The sequence below is a fragment of the Clostridiales bacterium genome, from assembly GCA_015243575.1.
Classification (GTDB): Bacteria; Bacillota; Clostridia; order Peptostreptococcales; family Anaerovoracaceae; genus Anoxybacterium; species Anoxybacterium hadale.
The window spans coordinates 3767572-3786077 of the sequence record CP042469.1; the positions used below are offsets into that span (position 1 = coordinate 3767572).

General features: G+C 46.1%; 14 protein-coding genes. 6 read left to right on the forward strand and 8 right to left on the reverse strand.

All coding sequences use genetic code 11. The annotated features are described in order from the left end of the window. The first annotated feature begins 248 nt into the window (after nucleotides 1–248). The 3 genes from FRZ06_16560 (at nucleotide 249) to FRZ06_16570 (ending at nucleotide 3493) form a co-directional block, all read left to right on the forward strand. Nucleotides 249–797 (forward strand): ferredoxin, encoded by a 549-nt coding sequence (locus FRZ06_16560; protein QOX64842.1) that lies wholly within the window; start codon nucleotides 249–251, stop codon nucleotides 795–797. 148 nt (nucleotides 798–945) lie between these two features. Next, entirely contained in the window at nucleotides 946–2136 is a 1191-nt protein-coding gene (locus FRZ06_16565; protein ID QOX64843.1) for a pyridoxal phosphate-dependent aminotransferase, read from the forward strand. Between the two features lie 142 nt (nucleotides 2137–2278). Further along, complete coding sequence (locus tag FRZ06_16570) at nucleotides 2279–3493, forward strand: HDOD domain-containing protein (protein QOX64844.1); 1215 nt, start codon at nucleotides 2279–2281, stop codon at nucleotides 3491–3493. Nucleotides 3494–3627: 134 nt separating this feature from the next. On the opposite strand, the gene FRZ06_16575 is transcribed toward FRZ06_16570, so the two are convergent. Then, the gene (locus FRZ06_16575) at nucleotides 3628–4551 is read right to left on the reverse strand and encodes a DMT family transporter (GenBank protein ID QOX64845.1); all 924 of its coding nucleotides are present in this window, start codon (nucleotides 4549–4551) and stop codon (nucleotides 3628–3630) included. A gap of 166 nt (nucleotides 4552–4717) precedes the next feature. Here FRZ06_16575 and FRZ06_16580 point away from each other — a divergent pair, with 166 nt between their 5' ends. Both FRZ06_16580 and FRZ06_16585 read left to right on the forward strand, forming a co-directional pair. Then, nucleotides 4718–6883, forward strand: coding sequence for a sigma-54-dependent Fis family transcriptional regulator (locus FRZ06_16580; protein ID QOX64846.1), 2166 nt, complete (start codon nucleotides 4718–4720; stop codon nucleotides 6881–6883). Continuing rightward, nucleotides 6873–8453: a phospholipase gene (locus FRZ06_16585; GenBank protein ID QOX64847.1), complete on the forward strand. Its 1581-nt coding sequence runs from the start codon at nucleotides 6873–6875 to the stop codon at nucleotides 8451–8453. The genes FRZ06_16580 and FRZ06_16585 overlap by 11 nt, the downstream gene beginning before the upstream one ends. 97 nt (nucleotides 8454–8550) lie before the next feature. Here FRZ06_16585 and FRZ06_16590 read toward each other — a convergent pair whose 3' ends face one another. The 7 genes from FRZ06_16590 to FRZ06_16620 form a co-directional block, all read right to left on the reverse strand. Continuing rightward, a complete protein-coding gene (locus FRZ06_16590) occupies nucleotides 8551–10170 on the reverse strand; it encodes a BCCT family transporter (protein QOX64848.1) in 1620 nt (539 codons plus the stop codon). Between the two features lie 123 nt (nucleotides 10171–10293). Continuing rightward, a complete protein-coding gene (locus FRZ06_16595) occupies nucleotides 10294–11544 on the reverse strand; it encodes an MFS transporter (protein ID QOX64849.1) in 1251 nt (416 codons plus the stop codon). Between the two features lie 180 nt (nucleotides 11545–11724). Beyond that, nucleotides 11725–13158, reverse strand: a complete 1434-nt coding sequence (locus tag FRZ06_16600) for a sugar kinase (protein ID QOX64850.1) — start codon at nucleotides 13156–13158, stop codon at nucleotides 11725–11727. Nucleotides 13159–13174: 16 nt separating this feature from the next. Continuing rightward, the gene (locus FRZ06_16605; protein ID QOX64851.1) at nucleotides 13175–13954 is read right to left on the reverse strand and encodes an SDR family oxidoreductase; all 780 of its coding nucleotides are present in this window, start codon (nucleotides 13952–13954) and stop codon (nucleotides 13175–13177) included. 28 nt (nucleotides 13955–13982) lie between these two features. Continuing rightward, on the reverse strand, nucleotides 13983–15035 hold the full coding sequence (locus FRZ06_16610; GenBank protein ID QOX64852.1) for an electron transfer flavoprotein subunit alpha/FixB family protein: 1053 nt from the start codon (nucleotides 15033–15035) through the stop codon (nucleotides 13983–13985). A 1-nt stretch (nucleotide 15036) separates the two neighbouring features. Further along, entirely contained in the window at nucleotides 15037–15831 is a 795-nt protein-coding gene (locus FRZ06_16615) for an electron transfer flavoprotein subunit beta/FixA family protein (GenBank protein ID QOX64853.1), read from the reverse strand. A gap of 11 nt (nucleotides 15832–15842) precedes the next feature. After that, complete coding sequence (locus FRZ06_16620; protein QOX64854.1) at nucleotides 15843–17315, reverse strand: FAD-binding oxidoreductase; 1473 nt, start codon at nucleotides 17313–17315, stop codon at nucleotides 15843–15845. 382 nt (nucleotides 17316–17697) lie between these two features. On the opposite strand from FRZ06_16620, the gene FRZ06_16625 reads away from it, so the two are divergent. After that, nucleotides 17698–18408: a MurR/RpiR family transcriptional regulator gene (locus FRZ06_16625; GenBank protein ID QOX64855.1), complete on the forward strand. Its 711-nt coding sequence runs from the start codon at nucleotides 17698–17700 to the stop codon at nucleotides 18406–18408. Nucleotides 18409–18506: the final 98 nt, after the last annotated feature.

Sequence of the window (18506 nt, forward strand, 5' to 3'; positions counted from 1 at the left end):
TAGATAGCTTTATAATTAGGCAAAAAACGAAAAAATGAAATAATAATTTCGGCAAAATTATAAAATTATGAAAAATGACCGAATATAATATGGAATATTTGAAAATGAGCAGTTGATTCTTCGGAAACCCGCAGAATCTCTGCTCATTTTCACTAAAATGCTTGAATTTCAATATTTATATTGTTTTCACCCCCTTTCTATAATAGAATTAAACGAGTTACACCAAACTAATAAGGGAGGATATACGGATGATTTACAATAGCTCAGAAGCAGAAAAAAAGGCGGCGTATCATGTGGCGGAATTGATGATGGCAGCAGCCAGAACCGCACCGAAAGGGTGCGGCGTTGATAACTTAGTGGCTGTTATGATAGATGGAGAAGAAAAGGCGCAATTGGCGGATCAGATGCGAAAGATCGCCGAAGAAACAGGAGCGGACTTTTTTGCCAGAGACGGCGGCAATGTTGACGCAAGTCCCGTTATCGTGATTCTTGGAGTTAAAAATATTCCTCTTGGTCTCGATAATTGTGGTTACTGCGGATTTGAAAACTGCGCCGCTACAGTGAAAGCCGGTGCCAGCTGTGCATTTAACGTTACGGATCTTGGGATTGCTGTTGGATCAGCGGTATCCGTGGCTGCAAACCATCGGTTTGACAACAGAGTGATGTTTTCAGCAGGAAAAGCTGCGATGGCATTAAAGTTTTTACCGGAAAATGTGCGTGTTGCATATGGCATACCGCTTTCCGCAAGTGGAAAGAGTATCTTTTTTGATAGAGCGGCGGCAACTTGCAGCGAATAAATAAAATCGGTTATTGCTATTAGGGGAACGCTGATTCATTACGCGTAATAAATCGAGCCTTCCTAAGAAAAATATTGCATCGTTGGCTGAATGAGAATGCAAATTTCTCAGCAGGTCTTCGGCTAGAGTAGAAAAAGGATAGATTACCATGAAACCATTATCGCAGAAAATGCTCGACATGAAAGCGTCCTCTGTTCGCAAACTTACCAAATATGCTGATGAAGCAGAAAAACAGGGGAAGAAAATCTATAAGTTGAACATCGGACAGCCGGATCTTCACGTTCCGGAAGAATATTATGAGAGAATCCGTGGATTTCATGAGCCCACGGTGGAATATATGCCGTCACAGGGCATTCCCCAGCTTCTTGAAGCGGTGGAGTCCTATTATAAGAGTGTCGGTATCGATGTGGACCGGAACCATATCTACATTACCACGGGAGGAACCGAGGCCATCATGTTTACGCTGCTTGCCCTCACCAACCCCGGGGATGAGTTTCTGACCTTTGAACCTTACTATTCCAATTACAATACTTTCTTTACGATGACGGGAGCAACGCCGGTGGCGGTAACCACCTATGTAGAGGATGGCTTCCATGTGAAACGAGAAGCAATTGAAGCAAAGATTACAGATAAGACTAAGGCCATCTTCGTAACCAACCCGGGAAATCCGACGGGAACGGTTTTGAGAGAGGACGAAATCCGTATGATTGCAGATGTGGCAAAGGAACATGATTTATACATCATCTGCGACGAAGTATACCGGGAAATGGTATTTGGAGGAGTCAATGTCACAAGCTTTGGTTATCTTGAGGATATCCATGACCGACTCATCATCGTGGACAGTGTTTCCAAGCGGTACAACGCCTGCGGCGCAAGAATCGGTGTGCTGATATCCAAAAACGATGAAGTGCTGGAATTGATCTCAAAGCTCTGTCAGGGAAGACTGGCTGTGTCCACCATTGAGCAATTTGGTGCGGTGGGATTGTACTCCACGGGCTTCCGGGTGATTCATCAGATTCGTGATGAATTTGAAAAGCGTAGAGATGTGGTATTTGAAAGCTTGAAGCGCATTCCTGGCGTATTCTGTGAAAAACCGGAAGGGGCATTTTATTTAATCTGCAAGCTGCCGGTTGAGGATGCAAATGACTTTCTCATCTGGATGCTTCAGGAATTTGATGATCAGGGAGAGACGGTTATGGCTGCTCCAGCGGATGGGTTTTATGCTACCGAGGGACTTGGCAGAGATGAGATTCGAATCGCCTATGTTCTGGAGCCCGAAAAACTGGTTCGCGCCATTGAAATCCTAGGAAAAGGGCTGGAAGCATATCAGAATCGTTAGAGGGATGGACTAAAAGGCGAAAAAGCTCGAAAAATTTTATATTTTGTTGATAATTTATATCTATTGACTAAAATATAACAGAAAATAGCCGATAAAATAACTAAGTGAGTATTTACTTAGTTATTTTTTTGAGGATCCAATTATGGATATTTATGTAGCCCGTCAGCCTATCTTTAATCGAAAAATGGGTTTGTACGGTTATGAGTTGTTGTATCGGAGAAGTGAAAAAAACTATTTTGAGGGTGGAGATCAGAGCGGTGCAACCAAAGAGCTGGTCTATAATACCTTTCTTGTCATCGGCCTAAATAAGCTCACCGACGGAACTGTGGGCTTTATTAATTTTACCCAGGATCTTTTAGAAATGGAAGTTGCGCGAATATTGCCCAAGGATCAGGTGGTTATTGAAATTTTAGAAACGGTTCAAGCAAGCGATAAGGTGGTCGCTGCATGTAAAAAGCTAAAGGAGCTTGGGTATACCATCGCACTGGATGACTTTGTATTTGATCGATCCGGCCAGGACTACACCGCCTTAATCGAACTTGCAGATATTATAAAAATAGAGTTTTCTATTGCTGATAAACAAGCCCAAAGAGAGCTGCTCAGACGTTACAAAAATAAGATCACATTTTTAGCGGAAAAAGTGGAAACACGGGAAGAGTACAAAGAAGCCGTGGAAATGGGCTATGAACTCTTTCAGGGATACTTTTTCAGCAAACCTATGATGGTGAAGTCAAAAGAAATTGGCACGCTGAATGTACACCTGATTCACATCATGCAGGAACTCTATAAAGAAAATCCCAATTTCTCAGTAATAGCCGATATCATCCAGAAGGATCTGGGCCTTTCCTTCAAGCTGCTAAAAATGGCCAATTCCATTTACTTCGGAGGGAAATATACCATTAAGAGTTTGACGCATGCAGTGGTGCGGCTGGGAACAGTAGAAATGAAGCATTGGGTTTCTATCATGCTTCTGCGTGAGCATGAAAATGAAGAGAATTCGGAGCTGATTAAGATGTGCCTGCTGAGGGGTAAAGTCCTCGAACTTATTTCAGGGGAGCTGAAACAGAATCATTCAGAAACAGAATTTTTTCTTACAGGCATTCTCTCTTCCATCGACGTTATCGTGGGTGAGCGTATGGAGAAAATTTTAAATTCACTGCCACTTTCCTTAGGGGTGAAAGACTCCCTTCTCGGAAAACCGGAGCATTTAAGGGATTGTCTCGACTGCGTTTTGGCCTACGAACGGTTTGAATTTGACGACGCTCAGGCGGGGCTTGCAAAGCTTGATTTGTCACTGGAGCGATATATGGAGCTTTATGTAGAGGGACTTACATGGCTGAGAACTACCAGCGGCTAAAGGAACTTGGGACGTAATGGTGATGAAAAAAAGTCGATAATGTATTATCTTAAATAAGAAAAAGGTTTGTCTATCGGATGTGATAAACAAACCTTTTTTTATGTAGTAAGAAATATCGTTTCGATATGCATGCTTTATGCAAGATGTTTCTCTTTTTCGGGCAGCTGTGCCAGAATGATCGCTGCAAACATGATCAGACAGCCAATCCCTTCTTTTATGGTGATTCTTTCACTTAGTAGAATCATTCCTGCAATAAGAGCGAAGACAGATTCTAAAGAAAGAATTAGAGATGCAACGGTAGGTTCGGTATTTTTTTGGGCGACAATCTGAAGCGTGTAGGCAACGCCGCAGGACATGACACCAGCATACAAAATCGGAAGCCAGCAGGCAAAGACACTGGGCCAGTCTACCGTCTCCAATAGAGTCATAAAGGGAATGGAGGCAACTCCACACACCAGAAACTGGATACAAGAAAGCTTCACGCCATCGGTCTTAGGTGAAAAATAATCAATTACAAGGATGTGGATCGCAAAACCGAAGGCACAGAGCAGGACGAGAAAATCTCCGGTGCCAATGCTAAAGTCGTCCTTGATGCAGAGCAGGTAGAGACCCAAAATACCCATTGCAACGCAAAGCCAGAGGATTGGACGCACCTTTCTCCGAATCAATAATCCCAGTACGGGTACCAGGACAATATACAGAGCGGTAATAAAACCTCCCTTTCCGGCGGTGGTATAAACCATCCCGATCTGCTGGAGAGAGCTGGCGACAAAAAGAACCGCACCGCAGGAAAGACCGCCGATGAGCAGCGTCTTTCTTCGAGCCTTCTTCTCTTCCTCGCTGATTGCAGGAACGCCTTCAGAAAGATTTCTTTTTTTGCTCTGGGCGTCTAAAAAAAGGATGACAGGAATTAGGACAAGAACTCCGACAATACAGCGGATGCCGTTGAAGGTAAATGGCCCAATATACTCCATGCCTGCTCTCTGGGCGACAAAGGATGCACCCCAGATGAGTGCCGCGAGAAATAATAGAAAATCATTACGTAATTTGCTGCTCATATATAAACCCCCATTTCGAACCAGTTATTAGAGCAAGGTTCATGCCAAGTACTTTTAATTTCCTTTCATTTCTCTGAAATGGGTGGAATACTGACTGATTGCAACATTTTAAATTAAGCGGGTTGTTTCTCTACAAGAGCAACTGAATTGATATCGAATCAACGTAATGAAAAATGATACGAAAACGATTCAAATGCTGGACATTACTCCCCTTTCCCGATATAATCCAGATAATAGGAGAGGAATGAAAATGATAAAAATAAATGATACCTTTGGTCTAAGCCGGGTGGTTGAACCAAAAGCCGCAGTTCCCGTGACTGCATGGAGGTTGGATAACAGCAGAGAGATTAAGCCTTGGGAGTGCAGGATATCACTGAGGCTGATCCATTTGGAGCGAGATTGTTTCCAGCAGTTTTGCAACGAGTGCGGAGACGATGAAACAAAGATTATTGCAAAGATCCTGGATGTGATCCATCGCCGCGGCAAACTTCATAACCCTTTTACCAATACAGCAGGGCAATTTCTTGGCATTATCGAAGAGATGGGGAGCGAGTATGCGAAGCATTCAAGATTTCGAGAAGGAGATGAGATCTCCTGTCTGACGACCATGACTGCATTGCCCATTCATATCGATAAAATTCATAAGATTGATTATAATTTTGGAGAACTTACGGTATCGGGATACGGTATTATTTTTATGGATTCTCCTCTGACGGCAATTCCTCCGGAAATTCAGCCTGATTATACCATGGTAGCTTTTGATGAAGCTGCTAACCTCTATAATATTTATACTGCAAGTCAAAGGGGGATGCGGTTTCTTCTCATAGGCAAAGATTTGCTATCCAGTATCATTTACGTGTCTGCCATCAAAAAGTCTGCAGGAGAAGACTGCTATATTACGGTTCTTCTGGATGAAGACGGTATCGGAAGCCTTACTCCTTCACAAGTGGCCCGGGAATTGGCCTTTTGGGTGGACTCCTCCTATATTGTTGATGTGACACAGCCGATTCCGGCAGCGGAAACCATATTGGGACAGGAGAAGGAGCCCTATGACATGACCATCAACGGAGAGGATCTTCCCGGATCTGAGGTGCTCAGCGTGATACTTACGCGCCACAAAGGAAAGCTGTATTTCACCAGCTTGAAGAATAATATCAGCCAGTCCAACCTCATAGCGGAAAGTATGGGCAAAGAACTGGAGACCTATGTGCTAAACCAGTTCGTTGCAGGAATCGAGGAACAATTTGTCTTCGAGCTTCTAAGCTCTGTTTCACAGGATCTGGAGCGGCTGGCGGAAATCTACCGAACCCAGGCCAAAGGTGTAGGGCGAACACGAAAGAAAGGGATCGCAGCAGCGGCCTTTAAGGCAGGAAAAGCCGATGAGTTTATCTTTGGAAGTCCGGCAACGGAGGCTTTACTCGGTGAAGTTCTTAATATTTCGGAGTATGACTGTAATGTAATCCTTCAGGGAGAAACGGGAACGGGAAAGGAGAAAATTCTCGAGATCATCCATAAAAACAGTCAACGAAAAAATAAACCGTGCATTAAAATTAATTGTGCTACGATTCAGGAAAACCTTGCGGAGAGTGAATTCTTCGGCTATGAAGGCGGTTCCTTCACCGGGGCCCAGGCGTCCGGGAAAAAGGGATATTTTGAACTGGCAAACGGCGGAATCCTTTTTCTTGATGAGGTGGGCGCCCTGTCGCTGAACCTCCAATCCAAGCTGCTTAGAGTTCTGCAGGAAAACCAGTTTTACCGAGTCGGTGGGATTTCGCCCATCAATGTCAATGTGCGCGTAATCTGCGCAAATAATGTGCCGCTGAGGCAGCTTGTAGAGCAGGGACAATTCCGGGAAGATCTTTACTACCGCCTCAATATCTATACGGTGACCGTGCCGCCGCTGAGAGAGCGGAGAGAGGATATTGTCGCTTTGGCCAAAGCTTTTCTGGAGCAATTTTGCAAGCGCTATGGTATTGATAAGGAGTTTGACGCTGCGGCACTGACAAAGCTCGCTGTCTATGATTGGCCGGGTAATGTAAGAGAGCTTGAAAATCTGGTACATCGGATTGTCATCAGCATTCGTGAGTACATTGTCCAAGGGGAGGACGTGGAAACCATGCTGAATGAAACGATTTATGAGGATCTGGTATTTAACTTGAAGCGCAGCATGAAAGCCGCTGTTTCTTTAGACTTTAATAAGATTATAGAGCAGCAGGAGATTCAGCTCATCGATTATGCTTTGAAAAAATTTGGGAGCACGAGAAAAGCGGCTGAGTTTTTAAACATGTCGCAGCCTCAGCTGATGCGGAAAAAACAGAAGTATGATCTTTAGAAAGAGGTGTGGGATGAAAGCGCGAAAAGAAGAAAAAATAGGGAACGCAGTAAGAGCAGGTAAAGAAGGGAGCGAACCAGGAAAAGCAGAAAAAGCAGAAAAAGCACCGAAAGGCGGTAAGCCTACAGGAAGTGACACGGGAATGCACTCCAGGACAAAGGAAAAAATCCTGAAGGGTACGGTCATCGGAGTTTTGGTGATCCCTTTATTCTTTGGCTGGTCCACGCCGGCACCTAAGGGAACGTCTTATGCCGGGCCACCATCGGGGGTAAGCGATATCCGGCTGCTTTGTGATCTGACCTATAGAAAAGGGCAAGAGACGATCCATGAACAGCGGATTCTGGAAGAACAGCTAAGCATGATCCGGGAAGCCAAGGAATTCATCGTAGCAGATCTCTTTCTTTATAACGATTTTTACAATACGGAAGCGGGAAGTTATCCCGATTCCACCAGGCAGATGACTGAGGCTTTGATTGCCCGAAAAAAAGAAGTCAAGGACCTGAAGCTTTATCTGATCACTGATGAGATCAACAATAGCTACCGCACAGATATGAACGAGCAATTTCAGCTTCTGGAAGAGAACGGGATTACGGTTATCATCACGGACTTGGCCAAGGTTCGGGATTCCAATCCTCTTTACTCCGGGTATTACAGGGCCTACTTTCGCCATTTTGGACAGGGAAAAGAAGGTTGGCTGAGCAATCCCTTTGGTGACAACGGGCCGGAAATGAACATTAGAAATTATCTGAGGCTCTTGAATTTTAAGGCAAATCACAGGAAGGTTCTGATTACGGATCAAGCAGCGATGGTGAGCTCCGCCAATCCCCACGATGCAAGTTCCTATCACTCCAATATTGCGTTTCAATTTCGGGGCGCAGCGGCAGTTTCGCTTTTGGAATCGGAAAAGGCAGTGGCCTCCTTTTCAGGCACAGAAATCAGCGGTATTGAATACCGCTATGATCCATTGGATCTGAGAGCAAATACCAGCGTCACCGTATTAACAGAGGATAAAATCAGGGACGCGATCCTGGACTCCCTGAAAGGTACGGAGTCGGGAGATGAGGTCATGCTGGGAATGTTTTATCTTTCTCATAGAGATATTATTGAGGAGCTTCTTGCGGCGGCAAAAAGAGGCGTGTCCGTAAGGGTGGTACTAGACCCCAACAAAGACGCGTTCGGATTTGAAAAAAGCGGTATTCCAAATCGTCAGACTGCTGCTGAGCTGATGGAACAATCAGGCGGAACCATTCAGGTACGCTGGTATCTGACCCAGGGCGAGCAATACCATGCGAAAATCCTAGGCATCTGTAAGGGAAATGAGACAACTCTCATCGGCGGGTCAGCCAATTATACGAGAAGAAATCTGGATAATTACAACATGGAAACCGACCTGATGGTGCAGGTTGCGGCAGAGGACCCGCTGGCAGTAGAATTCCAGGATTATTTTGATCGAATCTGGTATAACCGGGATGGAATTTATACTGGTGACTACAGCGAGTATGAAGACAACAGCCTGTGGAAGGTACTTGTCTACCGATTCCAGGAGAAAACTGGGCTGGGTACGTTTTAACGACAAGTACGTTATAAAAATATCCCCAAGCACTTTTCACAGTGCCTGGGGATATTTTGCTTCCAACGTGTATGACGGCTTAGAGCAGCCGGAGATCTTATTTTTCAGGAGGCTCAGGTTCTATGGGGTTTTCGCTCACAGCACGTTCTGACATTGCTGCCTTTTTCGTAATGGACTTGATGGGCGTTCCATCTTCCAAATAATCCTGCTGATAGAAATCATATTTCTTAGGATTGATTGCTACTTTGATTAGGGAAATGCAAATGAGAAGCTCCAGGATCAGCGCGGGGCCGCCGCCCAGATTGGAAAGCATTTTCACGCCGTTGACCCCGGCAGTCGTAATCATGACCCAGGTCACAAGGCCGATGAGAATCCCCCAGAAGATCTTCATCCACATGGATGGCTCCGGGTCCTCAGGCGAGATTCCTGAAGTGCTCATTCCCCCCAGCGTCGTCGTATAGGCATCGGAGCCCGTAACATAGGAAAGGAACATACAGAAGATGAAGACGGGAATGGTCAAAGCCGCTGCTGGATAATGACCTAAAAATTCATAAACAGCAAATTCCGGGCCGGCTGACAACGCCTCGGAGAGTTTTCCTCCCGCAAGTTCAAGATGAATGGCAGCACCTCCGAAGATGGTCATCCAGATAATATCAAAGAGTGCGGGAAGTACAAATAAGACGGTCAGTGCTTTTCTTACCGTATGCCCGTATGAGATTCTCCCCAGGAACATGCCGGAAATCGGGGCCCACGCAAGCCAGTTGCACCAGTAGAAGATCGTCCACCAGCCTGCCCAGGGATCGCTAGCTGCAGCGCCGGTAAAGCTTGCCTTCGTAAAGAAGGTCTGTAAGTGATTTGCAAAGGCTTCCACACCCAGGTTCAGCATAAAGGCCGTGGGGCCAAATACGAATACAAATAGTGCAAGAGCTATAAAAACGCCAAAGTTGATTTCTGACAGCTTCTTGATCCCGTTGAATAATCCTGTAATGGAAGAAATTACGAAGGTCGCCACGACCGCGATATCCACCAAAGCCCAAAGAAATGCGCCGGTTTGAATGCCTGTCAGATATTTCAGTCCCCCTGCGATAGAGAGTACTCCAGTTCCAAGGGAGGCGGACATGCCCGCGATCAAGGCATACATACAGACTGCGTCGATTCCCTGAGACCATTTTCCCAGAATCCGATTTCCAAAGATCGGTGTAAGTGTAGCACCAAGGGTATAAGGATGTTTCATATTGTAAAATGCAAATGCAAACATGATGGAGGGTACCGCATAGATGGCCAGCGGAAGAAAACCCCAGTGAATAAACAGCGTGGACATGGAAAAAACAACTGCTTCAGGGCTTCCCGGTGTCAGATGCAAAGACTCAGGCGGAGCAGTCAAATGGTACAGCGGCTCTGAGGTTGCCCAAAAGAGAATTCCAATGGCAATAATGCTGGTCAGGGTGATGGAAAAGTACCTGGTATTATCCAGCATGGGTACGGCGTTTCGGCCTCCGATTCGAACATTTCCGAATTTGGAGAACATTACAAAAATAACAACACCGAGCATGAATAGGACCCCAAGGCAGAAGGCCCATGCAAAATTCGTCATAAGCCAGGTGTTGGCTGTATTGATCATATAGGAAAATCCGTCATTATCTGCAAAATTGTAGATACAGGCAGCTACAAACAGAACAACCGGAGGCCAGAACGCAACCGGTTTCATTTTTTTCATTCCTCTCACTCCCCTATTCTTGCAACTCACATCTGTGTGAAGGTAATTGTTGCGGCTTCAGCGGCACAAAGTCCCTGCGCGTTGAGTTACAGGCGCAGGGACAAGAAACATATCGTTAAACTTTTATTTTGAAAGATCTGCGGCTTTCACCTTTTTTACCACACGGCTGAGCACTGCCAGACCGATGAAGGCAACAACAAAGAGTCCGATCATATACATAAAGATATACTTATATCCGGCAACTCCCGGGTTCTTATCAAGGATGTTTCCCAGAAGAATAAAGTTGAAGGTATCGGATGCAAAAGCGATGGTGGAAATCAATCCTACTGCCGCACCCATTAAAGATACCGGGGTTCCAACCTCACCAACAGGAGCAAAATAAAGCCCTCTCAGCATGAAGATCAGGAAGCCGATGAGTACGGTCACAGCGGAGATGACGAATACAAGTCCATTGCTGACTGGTGCCAGAAGCATGACCAGCAGACTGATGACGGCAACCAAGATTACTCCCTGCATTACGGGAATGGAAGAACCGACTTTCTTCGAAATTGCTCCAGCGAATCCGCCTGCCACAGGCCGGAAAATATGACTTCTCAGCGTTGCAACAACACCTGCGGCAACGGCTGAAAGGCCGAACACATCGGTCATATAAGGCGTCAGATAGCTGGACGATGTATATGTAGTATATATGGAAAAGATAACGACGGCAAGAATCCAGGTAATGGGCATTTTCAAAATGACAATGATGTCTTTCAGAACGTTTGCACCTACCTGCTGTTCCGGCTTATTATCCGCCATCAGGAACCAGGCGGCAACACCCACCAAGACGCAGACGGTGGAATAAACCCAGAGAATATAGCTGAAGTTTTCTGTCAGACCACCAAGTGCGTTGAAGAGTGCCAGTGTCGATAAGGCAACTACGGAAGTTACAATACCTCTTCCACCTTCACAGAAGCTGAACAATCTGCCCTGTTCGGACTCATCACCCAGCATGCTGACTGCTTTAAGCATCGTAGCCCAGAAGGTCAGGATCGTAGTGATTCCCCAGAATCCAAATAGGATCATCGTGCCCATGTAGGACGGCCATGTTGATAGATAGAAACCGCCGAGGCCGGTTCCCACCAGCGAGAATGCGATGAGTTTTCTGTGAGAGAATCTGTCAGCCAGCCATCCACCGGGAAGATAAAAGATCATGGCAATGATTCCGTACATGCTCATGGATGCGCCGAACTCTGCATTGGTAAGTCCAAGCCCTTCAATCAGAGGCTTATAGTATGTATACCTCAGATATGGCAGCTCATAGATGATACCGCCTGCGGCGGCAAGGATCGCAAGAATGATCCACTTTCTTTTTGAATTGATTCCTTTCTCCATTGAGAATCCCTCCTACTATTAAATAAGAAATGAATACGGTTAAAATTTCTCAGCGTTTTGCGAAAAACACCACCTTTCGGAGAATTTGAAAGTAGTCTTGTCTTTATCTGTAAAGCTGCGCAGCTTTTCATTTGTATTTTCTATGATCTTGATGTCCCAAAGCGTGATGGAATTACTCTATTATTTCATCGCTTCATAAACTGTTTTTAATGTACCTTCCAGCATTTCCGGCAGACCGCGGTAAGCCCCTGCGATAATTTTGCTGTACGTTTCATGGTTTGCCGCATTGGGGGTAAATTCATCTTTGACTTTTACCATTGCCTGGACTGCTTCCTTGAAATCAGGGTAAATGCCTGCCGCAACGGCCGCACAGATTGCAGAGCCCAAAGCCGCAGCACCGTTGATTTGATTTCTGATGGTTTTGACACCGTACATGTCAGCAAAGATCTGCATGTAAAGGTCGCTGTTGGAACCCCCGCCGCAGACAATGATTTTGTCAGGCTTCACACCCAGCTCCTCGTTCATTGCGTCGTAGCTGTTTTTCAGGGTCATAGCAATCCCCTCCAGCAGGGAGCGGTAGATATGTCCTCTGGTGTGTCGCTCGTCAAAGCCCAGAATGACGCCTTTTCGGTATAGCTGCGTGGCCGGAGCCAGCCAGTCGGGTATGGTAAGCAAACCATCGGAACCGGCAGGCACCTGTTCCGCTTCTCTTGCAAGAAAATCCTCTACGGAGCAGCCTTCTTCCTTTGCTTTCTTTGCATATTCCTCTCCGATGATGCTCTTGTACCAGGAGATGAGCCACATACCCCGGCGGATACCGCCGCTTTCATAAAGGTAGTTGTGGGGGATGCAGGAAAGATTGGTCCAGTAATTTGCCGCATCGGTGATATTCCTGCTGCCAAACACCATGGATGTGATGTAAGTGCCAAGGGATACAAGGCCCGTATCGGATTCAATCAGGCCAGAACCCAAAGCTTCTACAGCTTTATCGTTTGCGGTGGCAACCACAGGAATCCCTACGGGAAGACCTGTTTCGGCTGCTGCCTGCTTTGTTACATAGCCAAGAATCTCTCCGGGCATCCGGATTTCCATCAGTTTTTCTTTGGGAATCTGATAGCTGTTAAAATGTTCCGGGTTCTCAGACCACTGCCAGGTATCCATATCCACGGGGAACTGTCCCTGGTAGGCATTTGCTGCCGTATCCCGGAATTCTCCGGTAAGCCGGTGGGTAAGGTAGCCCGAAGTGGGGCTGGTATATCGGATTTCCGGCTGATCTTCATAAGTTTCGTAGGCCCTGATATCCATCCAGCTCATAACAGGAGCGGCCAGTGTTCCGTCTTCCTTTACAAAGACCCGGCAGCAGCGGATGGAGCAAAGCCCAAGCCCAACAATATCTGCAGGATTTCCTTGGAAGGATGCCATCAACTTTTTGAGTACTGCTTTCAAACAGTCCCAGAGATCGTCTTCAGGATGCTCCACGTAGCCGGGTTTTCTTGCGATCATGGGCTTCAGACCTTCGCTCTCGGAACAGATGACTTCTCCGTGTTGGTTGAAGATGTAAACCTTGGTACTCTGGGAACCGCTGTCGATTCCGATCAAATATTTATCGCTCATTGAACTCCTCCAGAAGTTATCTCATCAAATAGCCGCCGTCCACAGTCAGAGTGTGTCCGTTTACATAGTCAGCTGCATGGCTGGAAAGGAAGACGCAGGTTCCCATGAGGTCTGCAAGCCAGCCCCAGCGATTTGCAGGAATATGAGCAAGGATTTCTCCGTTTCTTTTCGCATCGCTTCTTGTTTTTTCCGTAAGCTTGGTGGCAAAATATCCGGGAGCAATTGCATTGACCTGAATATTAAATTGTGCAAGCTCATCGCACATGGACTTTGTCAGACCGACAATCCCATGCTTTGTGGCTGCGTATGCGGGAGACCACTGGCCGCCAAGGAATGCAAAGAGGGAAGCGATGTTGATGATCTTTCCGCTCTGCTGAGGAATCATATATTTGCAGGATTCGTGGATCATTTCAAAGGCAGCCGTCAAATTGACCGACACCATCTTATCCCACTCTTTTCTCGTGAATTTGGTAACATCTTCGATGTTGATGCAGATTCCAGCGCAATTTACAAGGATATCAATGCTGCCCCAGGTATTGACGCAGTCGTCAACCACGCGTTTGCATTCGCCCTCTTCTGTGATATCCGCCATGACGTATTTGTACTCTACGCCGCAGGAGGTGACCCAATCCTTTGTTTCGCCGTCATCCTCCATGATGCTGACTGCCATGATATTGGCACCGCCCTTTGCCAGTGCCACGGAAAATGCCTGACCGAGCCCGCTGTTGCCTCCCGTGACGATGGCGTTTTTCCCTTTTAGTGAAAAGAAATCCATGTTGAAATCCATAATGTTCATGCTTTTTTCCTCCTCAATAATGTATGATTTATTTCTGAAACGCGAATTCATTCCGCGCTTCCTTACTTTTTTCCTTTCGGATCTTTTCTGTAAGCTTATTGATAAACTCCTTTGCGTCTCCTTCTACGACGATGTCGGAGATACTGCAAATGGGGGCGTTCTTATTGGTATTGACAGCAATCATGTATTCCACATTTTTCAGTCCCTCAATGTGCTGAATCGAGCCGTTGATCCCCAGTGCCAGATAGAGCTTGGGGCTTACCGTCTTGCCGGATTGGCCGACCTGGATGCTTCTTGGTGCAATCCCGTGATCTACGGTTTTTCGGCTGGCTGAGACCAGGGCGTCCAGCTCGCCCGCCAGGTCAGAAAGCTTTTTAAAATCCCTCATCACACCGCCGCCGCCGGAAATCAGAATATCGCTGTCCCGAATATCCTTGCTGGCTTCCTTTTCCCGGACTTTCAGCAGTCGGAGTCCTTCGCTGCTGGCGGTTTTAGGCGTATAGCTGATAAGCCGTGTTTCTGTCAGCCTGCCGGGATCGTAGGAGAATACGTTCTGGCGTACACTCATCATCAGCGGAGCAGTTCGGCTTAGGATTCCGGCCATAAGCTTTCCGCTGAACGCAGGGCGGACAATCTCCATGATCCCGTCCTTATATCTAATATCTGTGACGTCTGCCACCAAGCCGGTCTGAAGACGCATAGCCAGCCTGGGTGCCAGCATTCTGCCCATGTGGGTTGCGGGGAAGAGGATGCAGTCAAACTGATATTCCTGCTGCAGCTCCGCCAGGATAGAAGTCATATAGAGCGCATCGCACCCAGGGGAATTGTCTTGGTCATGCTCCTGGCAAGGGGCCAAAGCTCTCCTCTCGCGCTGTGCTGAATCGCCGCAGATCTGGATCAAGAAATCAAACAGACCGTTTGCTTCCGATCCGGTTGGCTCAAGAGAAACTCCGTAGGTTTCATAAGCTTCTGTGTGCTCCTCATCGGCACTCGTGCCTCCGTAAATCAGCCGCGCAACCGCAAGAAGCTCTATGGAGTTTTTATGCTGTTTTTGCTCGTAGTATATAAGAACCTTCTTCATGTCAAACAAAGCCTCTTTCCTTTAAAAAGGAATAGACCAGGTCGATTCCCTCATCATCATTCCTTACAATGATCCGCTTCTTTTTTTCCATGGATTTGACAAAGGTGCTGGAAATCTGTGTCAGAGAACCGATGATGCCGACTTCTTCCTGGGCAAAGCCCAATACATCGTTATCAATGATTTGGATCCGGTCTTTTACATCGCGGCTAAGCTCTTCGTATCTAATATAGGGCAGTTTATACTTTCGATCCTTCCGTAGGCTGATGACTGCCGGAAGAGCGATTTCATATGTTCCGAAAGTAAGCTCTTCCTCTGCCTCTACGATAGCCCTTTCCCGGCAGAATGCGGCTTCGTCGATTTCCACCACATTGGACATCTGAGAAAGACTCAGGAGCTCTGCAACTTGAGAGGGTACATGAGCGGTATCCCCATCCAGAGTATGGGTTCCTGTCAGGATACAGTCGAAGCTTGCTTCCCTTAAATAGCGTCCCAGAATCCTGCTGGTGACATAGGTATCGCTGCCCACGAAAGCTTTATCCGAAATCAGCGATGCATGATCTACACCCAGACGCAGCAGGTCCTCAAGCTGAGGGATAATGCTTTGGGGTGCCATGGTCACCACTTCAATCACAGTATCGGGATACTGATCCTTTCTCTTCAGCGCAAAGGCCACGGTACAGGCATCATCGGGGTTTAGAATCATTCTGACATTTTCCCGAACCAGCACATTCCGCTCATAATCATATTTGAAATTTTCAACATCCGGGATATATTTGATTAAGCAAATGATTTTCATACGATGCTTCCTTATTTCTGATACTTGATGCCTTCCTCCTGAGGAAAGATGGTTCCGAAATTCATGATGCCGTTGGGATCAAAAGCCTCCTTGAGTTTTTCCAGCATATAATAAGCAGAACCGTGCTCCTCTTTCGTCCATTCGTTTCTGTATTTACCGATTCCGTGATGATGGCACATGGAGCCGCCCAGTTTTAGGGTCTCCTCGACGATGATTGTCTGCAGCGGATGATGATAGATTCTCATTTCGTCTTCCGGTGCGCAGTTGATGCTGTAGTTGTATACGAAGTACATGTTCGTTCCGTTTATATAGCTGTGAGAAGAATGCCCTCCCAGCATGGTCAGATCATGAGCCCTTGGAAACTCATTTCGGATGCGGCTCATTACATTATAGTAGATCTTAGGAATGGTTTCCCAATCTGCTGATATTTCTGTGGTGAAACCTGCATGACTGTCGTTCTCAATCATCCCTTCAATTTCATCGTCAATGTCCTGCTGGGACCAGTTGAGGTGATTGAACCAGTCCTCGATTAAGGTGCTGTCCACCTGCTCGATGATGCCTTCCTGATACTTTGCCACGGCTTCTTCGATGCCTTTTGCAGTTGCTTCTACGATCCCCTTGTTTCCCTCTGCCATAAAGATCAAAACGCAGTGGTCCTGATAGAAGTGATAGAAGTGCTGTCTGGCATCCTCTTCCGAGTAAACGCGGGCTACCGAAGGACGATATCCAGCAACCATGACTTCCCTCAGAACGCTAACTCCCGTATCAATATTTTTCACCAGATATCCAAAAAATTTGTTGTTTTCCGGGTAGTAGCGGAAGACCTTCACGGTGACTTCCGTTATGTAACAGAGGGTTCCCTCATTGCCAATGGCAATGTGACGGATGTCGGGGCCGCCGGCTCTTCTGGAAACATTTTTAATCCTTGCCACATGTCCGTCAGGGAAGACGCACTCGAGGCCCACCACCATATCCTCAATTCCGCCGTACAGTGTTGAGAACTGGCCAATACTTCTTGTGGCTACCAGTCCGCCGTATTTGGCTACCGGTTTTGATTGGGGAGAATGACCTGTCGTCAGACCCACCTTGCGGAGCTCATCTTCAAGGACCTGAAGCGGAACGCCTGCCTGAACAGTGGCCTGCATGTTGTATTCATCAATCTTAATAATCTGATTCAGATGCTCTGCGTCGATTACGATGGTAGTTTCCTTCCAGTTTTCTAATCCGCCTTCTGTAGCAGTTTTTCCGCCTCGTGGAATCACGTTGATCAGATTTTCATTGCAAAAACTCATCAGTTTGCTGATTTCTTCCACAGATTTGGGATAGACAATGGCAAGAGGCGTGGGTACATCCAGAACTTTTCTTGCCTTGGCATATTTCTTATACCGATCCGCCGCCGCATCATATAAATCATCGGGGTTTGTATTGATCTGCCCCTCCGATAATATCTCTCTCAAACCATTCCATAACTTTTCTGCACTCATTCTCAAGACCTCCACTTTCCTATATTCATCCTTTGATCAACCGCCTGGATCTAGTCATTTCAGGCGGAAGCTCCGCCATCCGGTGCTTCACCGATGCTTCAATAAAAGCCCGCGGTTCGTATGTTGCTGATTGATCAACTGATCGTAAGACACATCGATGTATGATTTAACAGAATCATACTACTGGCATCAATGTAAGTCAATAAAAATACGGAAAATTTTATACTTAATCTCGATAATTATTGATAAAACGGAAAATTTTCCACAAATAAAGCTTAAAAATGAATATAATCTCTTTACCGACGCGCTTTAAGATGATAAAATTGAATTAGAAATACACAGTTGGGAAGAATAGGAAAATGAGGAGAAGAGGATACGATCTATGAATAACATCGATTTCAGCAATTTGAATTCTTTTGAGCAGCAGATTTACGAGCGGCTGCTGGAAGGCTCCAAGCTTCATTCCGATTTAAAGATTACCAATGCCGCGGAATTGTGCGGCTGCTCCATCTCCAAAATTTCCAAACTTGTGAAAAAGCTCGGTTTTACAAATTACAAGCAGTTCATGGATTTTCTCTATGGAAGAGAACTTCCGCAAAAGAAAACCTCAAGTGAGCTTGAGCGCATCAAGCATTTTATTGATGACTTTGATCCGGCTTTGGTAGATGAATTTATAGAACTGATGAATAACCATGAACGAATCATTCTGTTCGGTTACGGGCCTTCTTTTATCTGTGCCCAGTATTTCGAATACCGGCTCAGGAGCTGTTCTGGAAAATTCATTCAGGTCGTGGGGGATGAGATTTCCGTGGAAACCATGGTAGATCAGAATACGCTGCTGGTGATTTTTACAACAACGGGAACGTTTCGCTCCTTTGAAAATGTCTATCGGATTTCACGGGAAAAAGGATGCCAGGTGCTGACTATTGCAGAAGAGTATAATAAAAGTCTGCTGGCGAACTGTGACCGGATCTTTTGGCTCTGTAAATACCCTCAGCCTCAAGGGCTAAAGCCACATGAAAAATCAAGAACAGTCTTTTTCATATTCATTGAGGAGATTCTACATAAACTGGTTGCGCCGGAAAACGGTTGATCGCATCAAAGTCTGATCGCATCAAAAGTCTGGTTTTCTCAAGAGTCCGGTTCCCTCAAAAGTCTGATTGCATGGGAACGGGTGATGACCAGTTTTAT

Bases quoted from the DNA above. Each gene is read 5' to 3' on its own strand.
- FRZ06_16625 (QOX64855.1), top strand. From the start codon at position 17,698: ATGAATAACATCGATTTCAGCAATTTGAATTCTTTTGAGCAGCAGATT.
- FRZ06_16620 (QOX64854.1), bottom strand. From the start codon at position 17,315: ATGAGTGCAGAAAAGTTATGGAATGGTTTGAGAGAGATATTATCGGAG.
- FRZ06_16560 (QOX64842.1), top strand. From the start codon at position 249: ATGATTTACAATAGCTCAGAAGCAGAAAAAAAGGCGGCGTATCATGTG.
- FRZ06_16605 (QOX64851.1), bottom strand. From the start codon at position 13,954: ATGAACATTATGGATTTCAACATGGATTTCTTTTCACTAAAAGGGAAA.
- FRZ06_16615 (QOX64853.1), bottom strand. From the start codon at position 15,831: ATGAAAATCATTTGCTTAATCAAATATATCCCGGATGTTGAAAATTTC.
- FRZ06_16600 (QOX64850.1), bottom strand. From the start codon at position 13,158: ATGAGCGATAAATATTTGATCGGAATCGACAGCGGTTCCCAGAGTACC.
- FRZ06_16610 (QOX64852.1), bottom strand. From the start codon at position 15,035: ATGAAGAAGGTTCTTATATACTACGAGCAAAAACAGCATAAAAACTCC.
- FRZ06_16570 (QOX64844.1), top strand. From the start codon at position 2,279: ATGGATATTTATGTAGCCCGTCAGCCTATCTTTAATCGAAAAATGGGT.
- FRZ06_16595 (QOX64849.1), bottom strand. From the start codon at position 11,544: ATGGAGAAAGGAATCAATTCAAAAAGAAAGTGGATCATTCTTGCGATC.
- FRZ06_16565 (QOX64843.1), top strand. From the start codon at position 946: ATGAAACCATTATCGCAGAAAATGCTCGACATGAAAGCGTCCTCTGTT.
- FRZ06_16590 (QOX64848.1), bottom strand. From the start codon at position 10,170: ATGAAAAAAATGAAACCGGTTGCGTTCTGGCCTCCGGTTGTTCTGTTT.
- FRZ06_16585 (QOX64847.1), top strand. From the start codon at position 6,873: ATGATCTTTAGAAAGAGGTGTGGGATGAAAGCGCGAAAAGAAGAAAAA.
- FRZ06_16580 (QOX64846.1), top strand. From the start codon at position 4,718: ATGAAAAATGATACGAAAACGATTCAAATGCTGGACATTACTCCCCTT.
- FRZ06_16575 (QOX64845.1), bottom strand. From the start codon at position 4,551: ATGAGCAGCAAATTACGTAATGATTTTCTATTATTTCTCGCGGCACTC.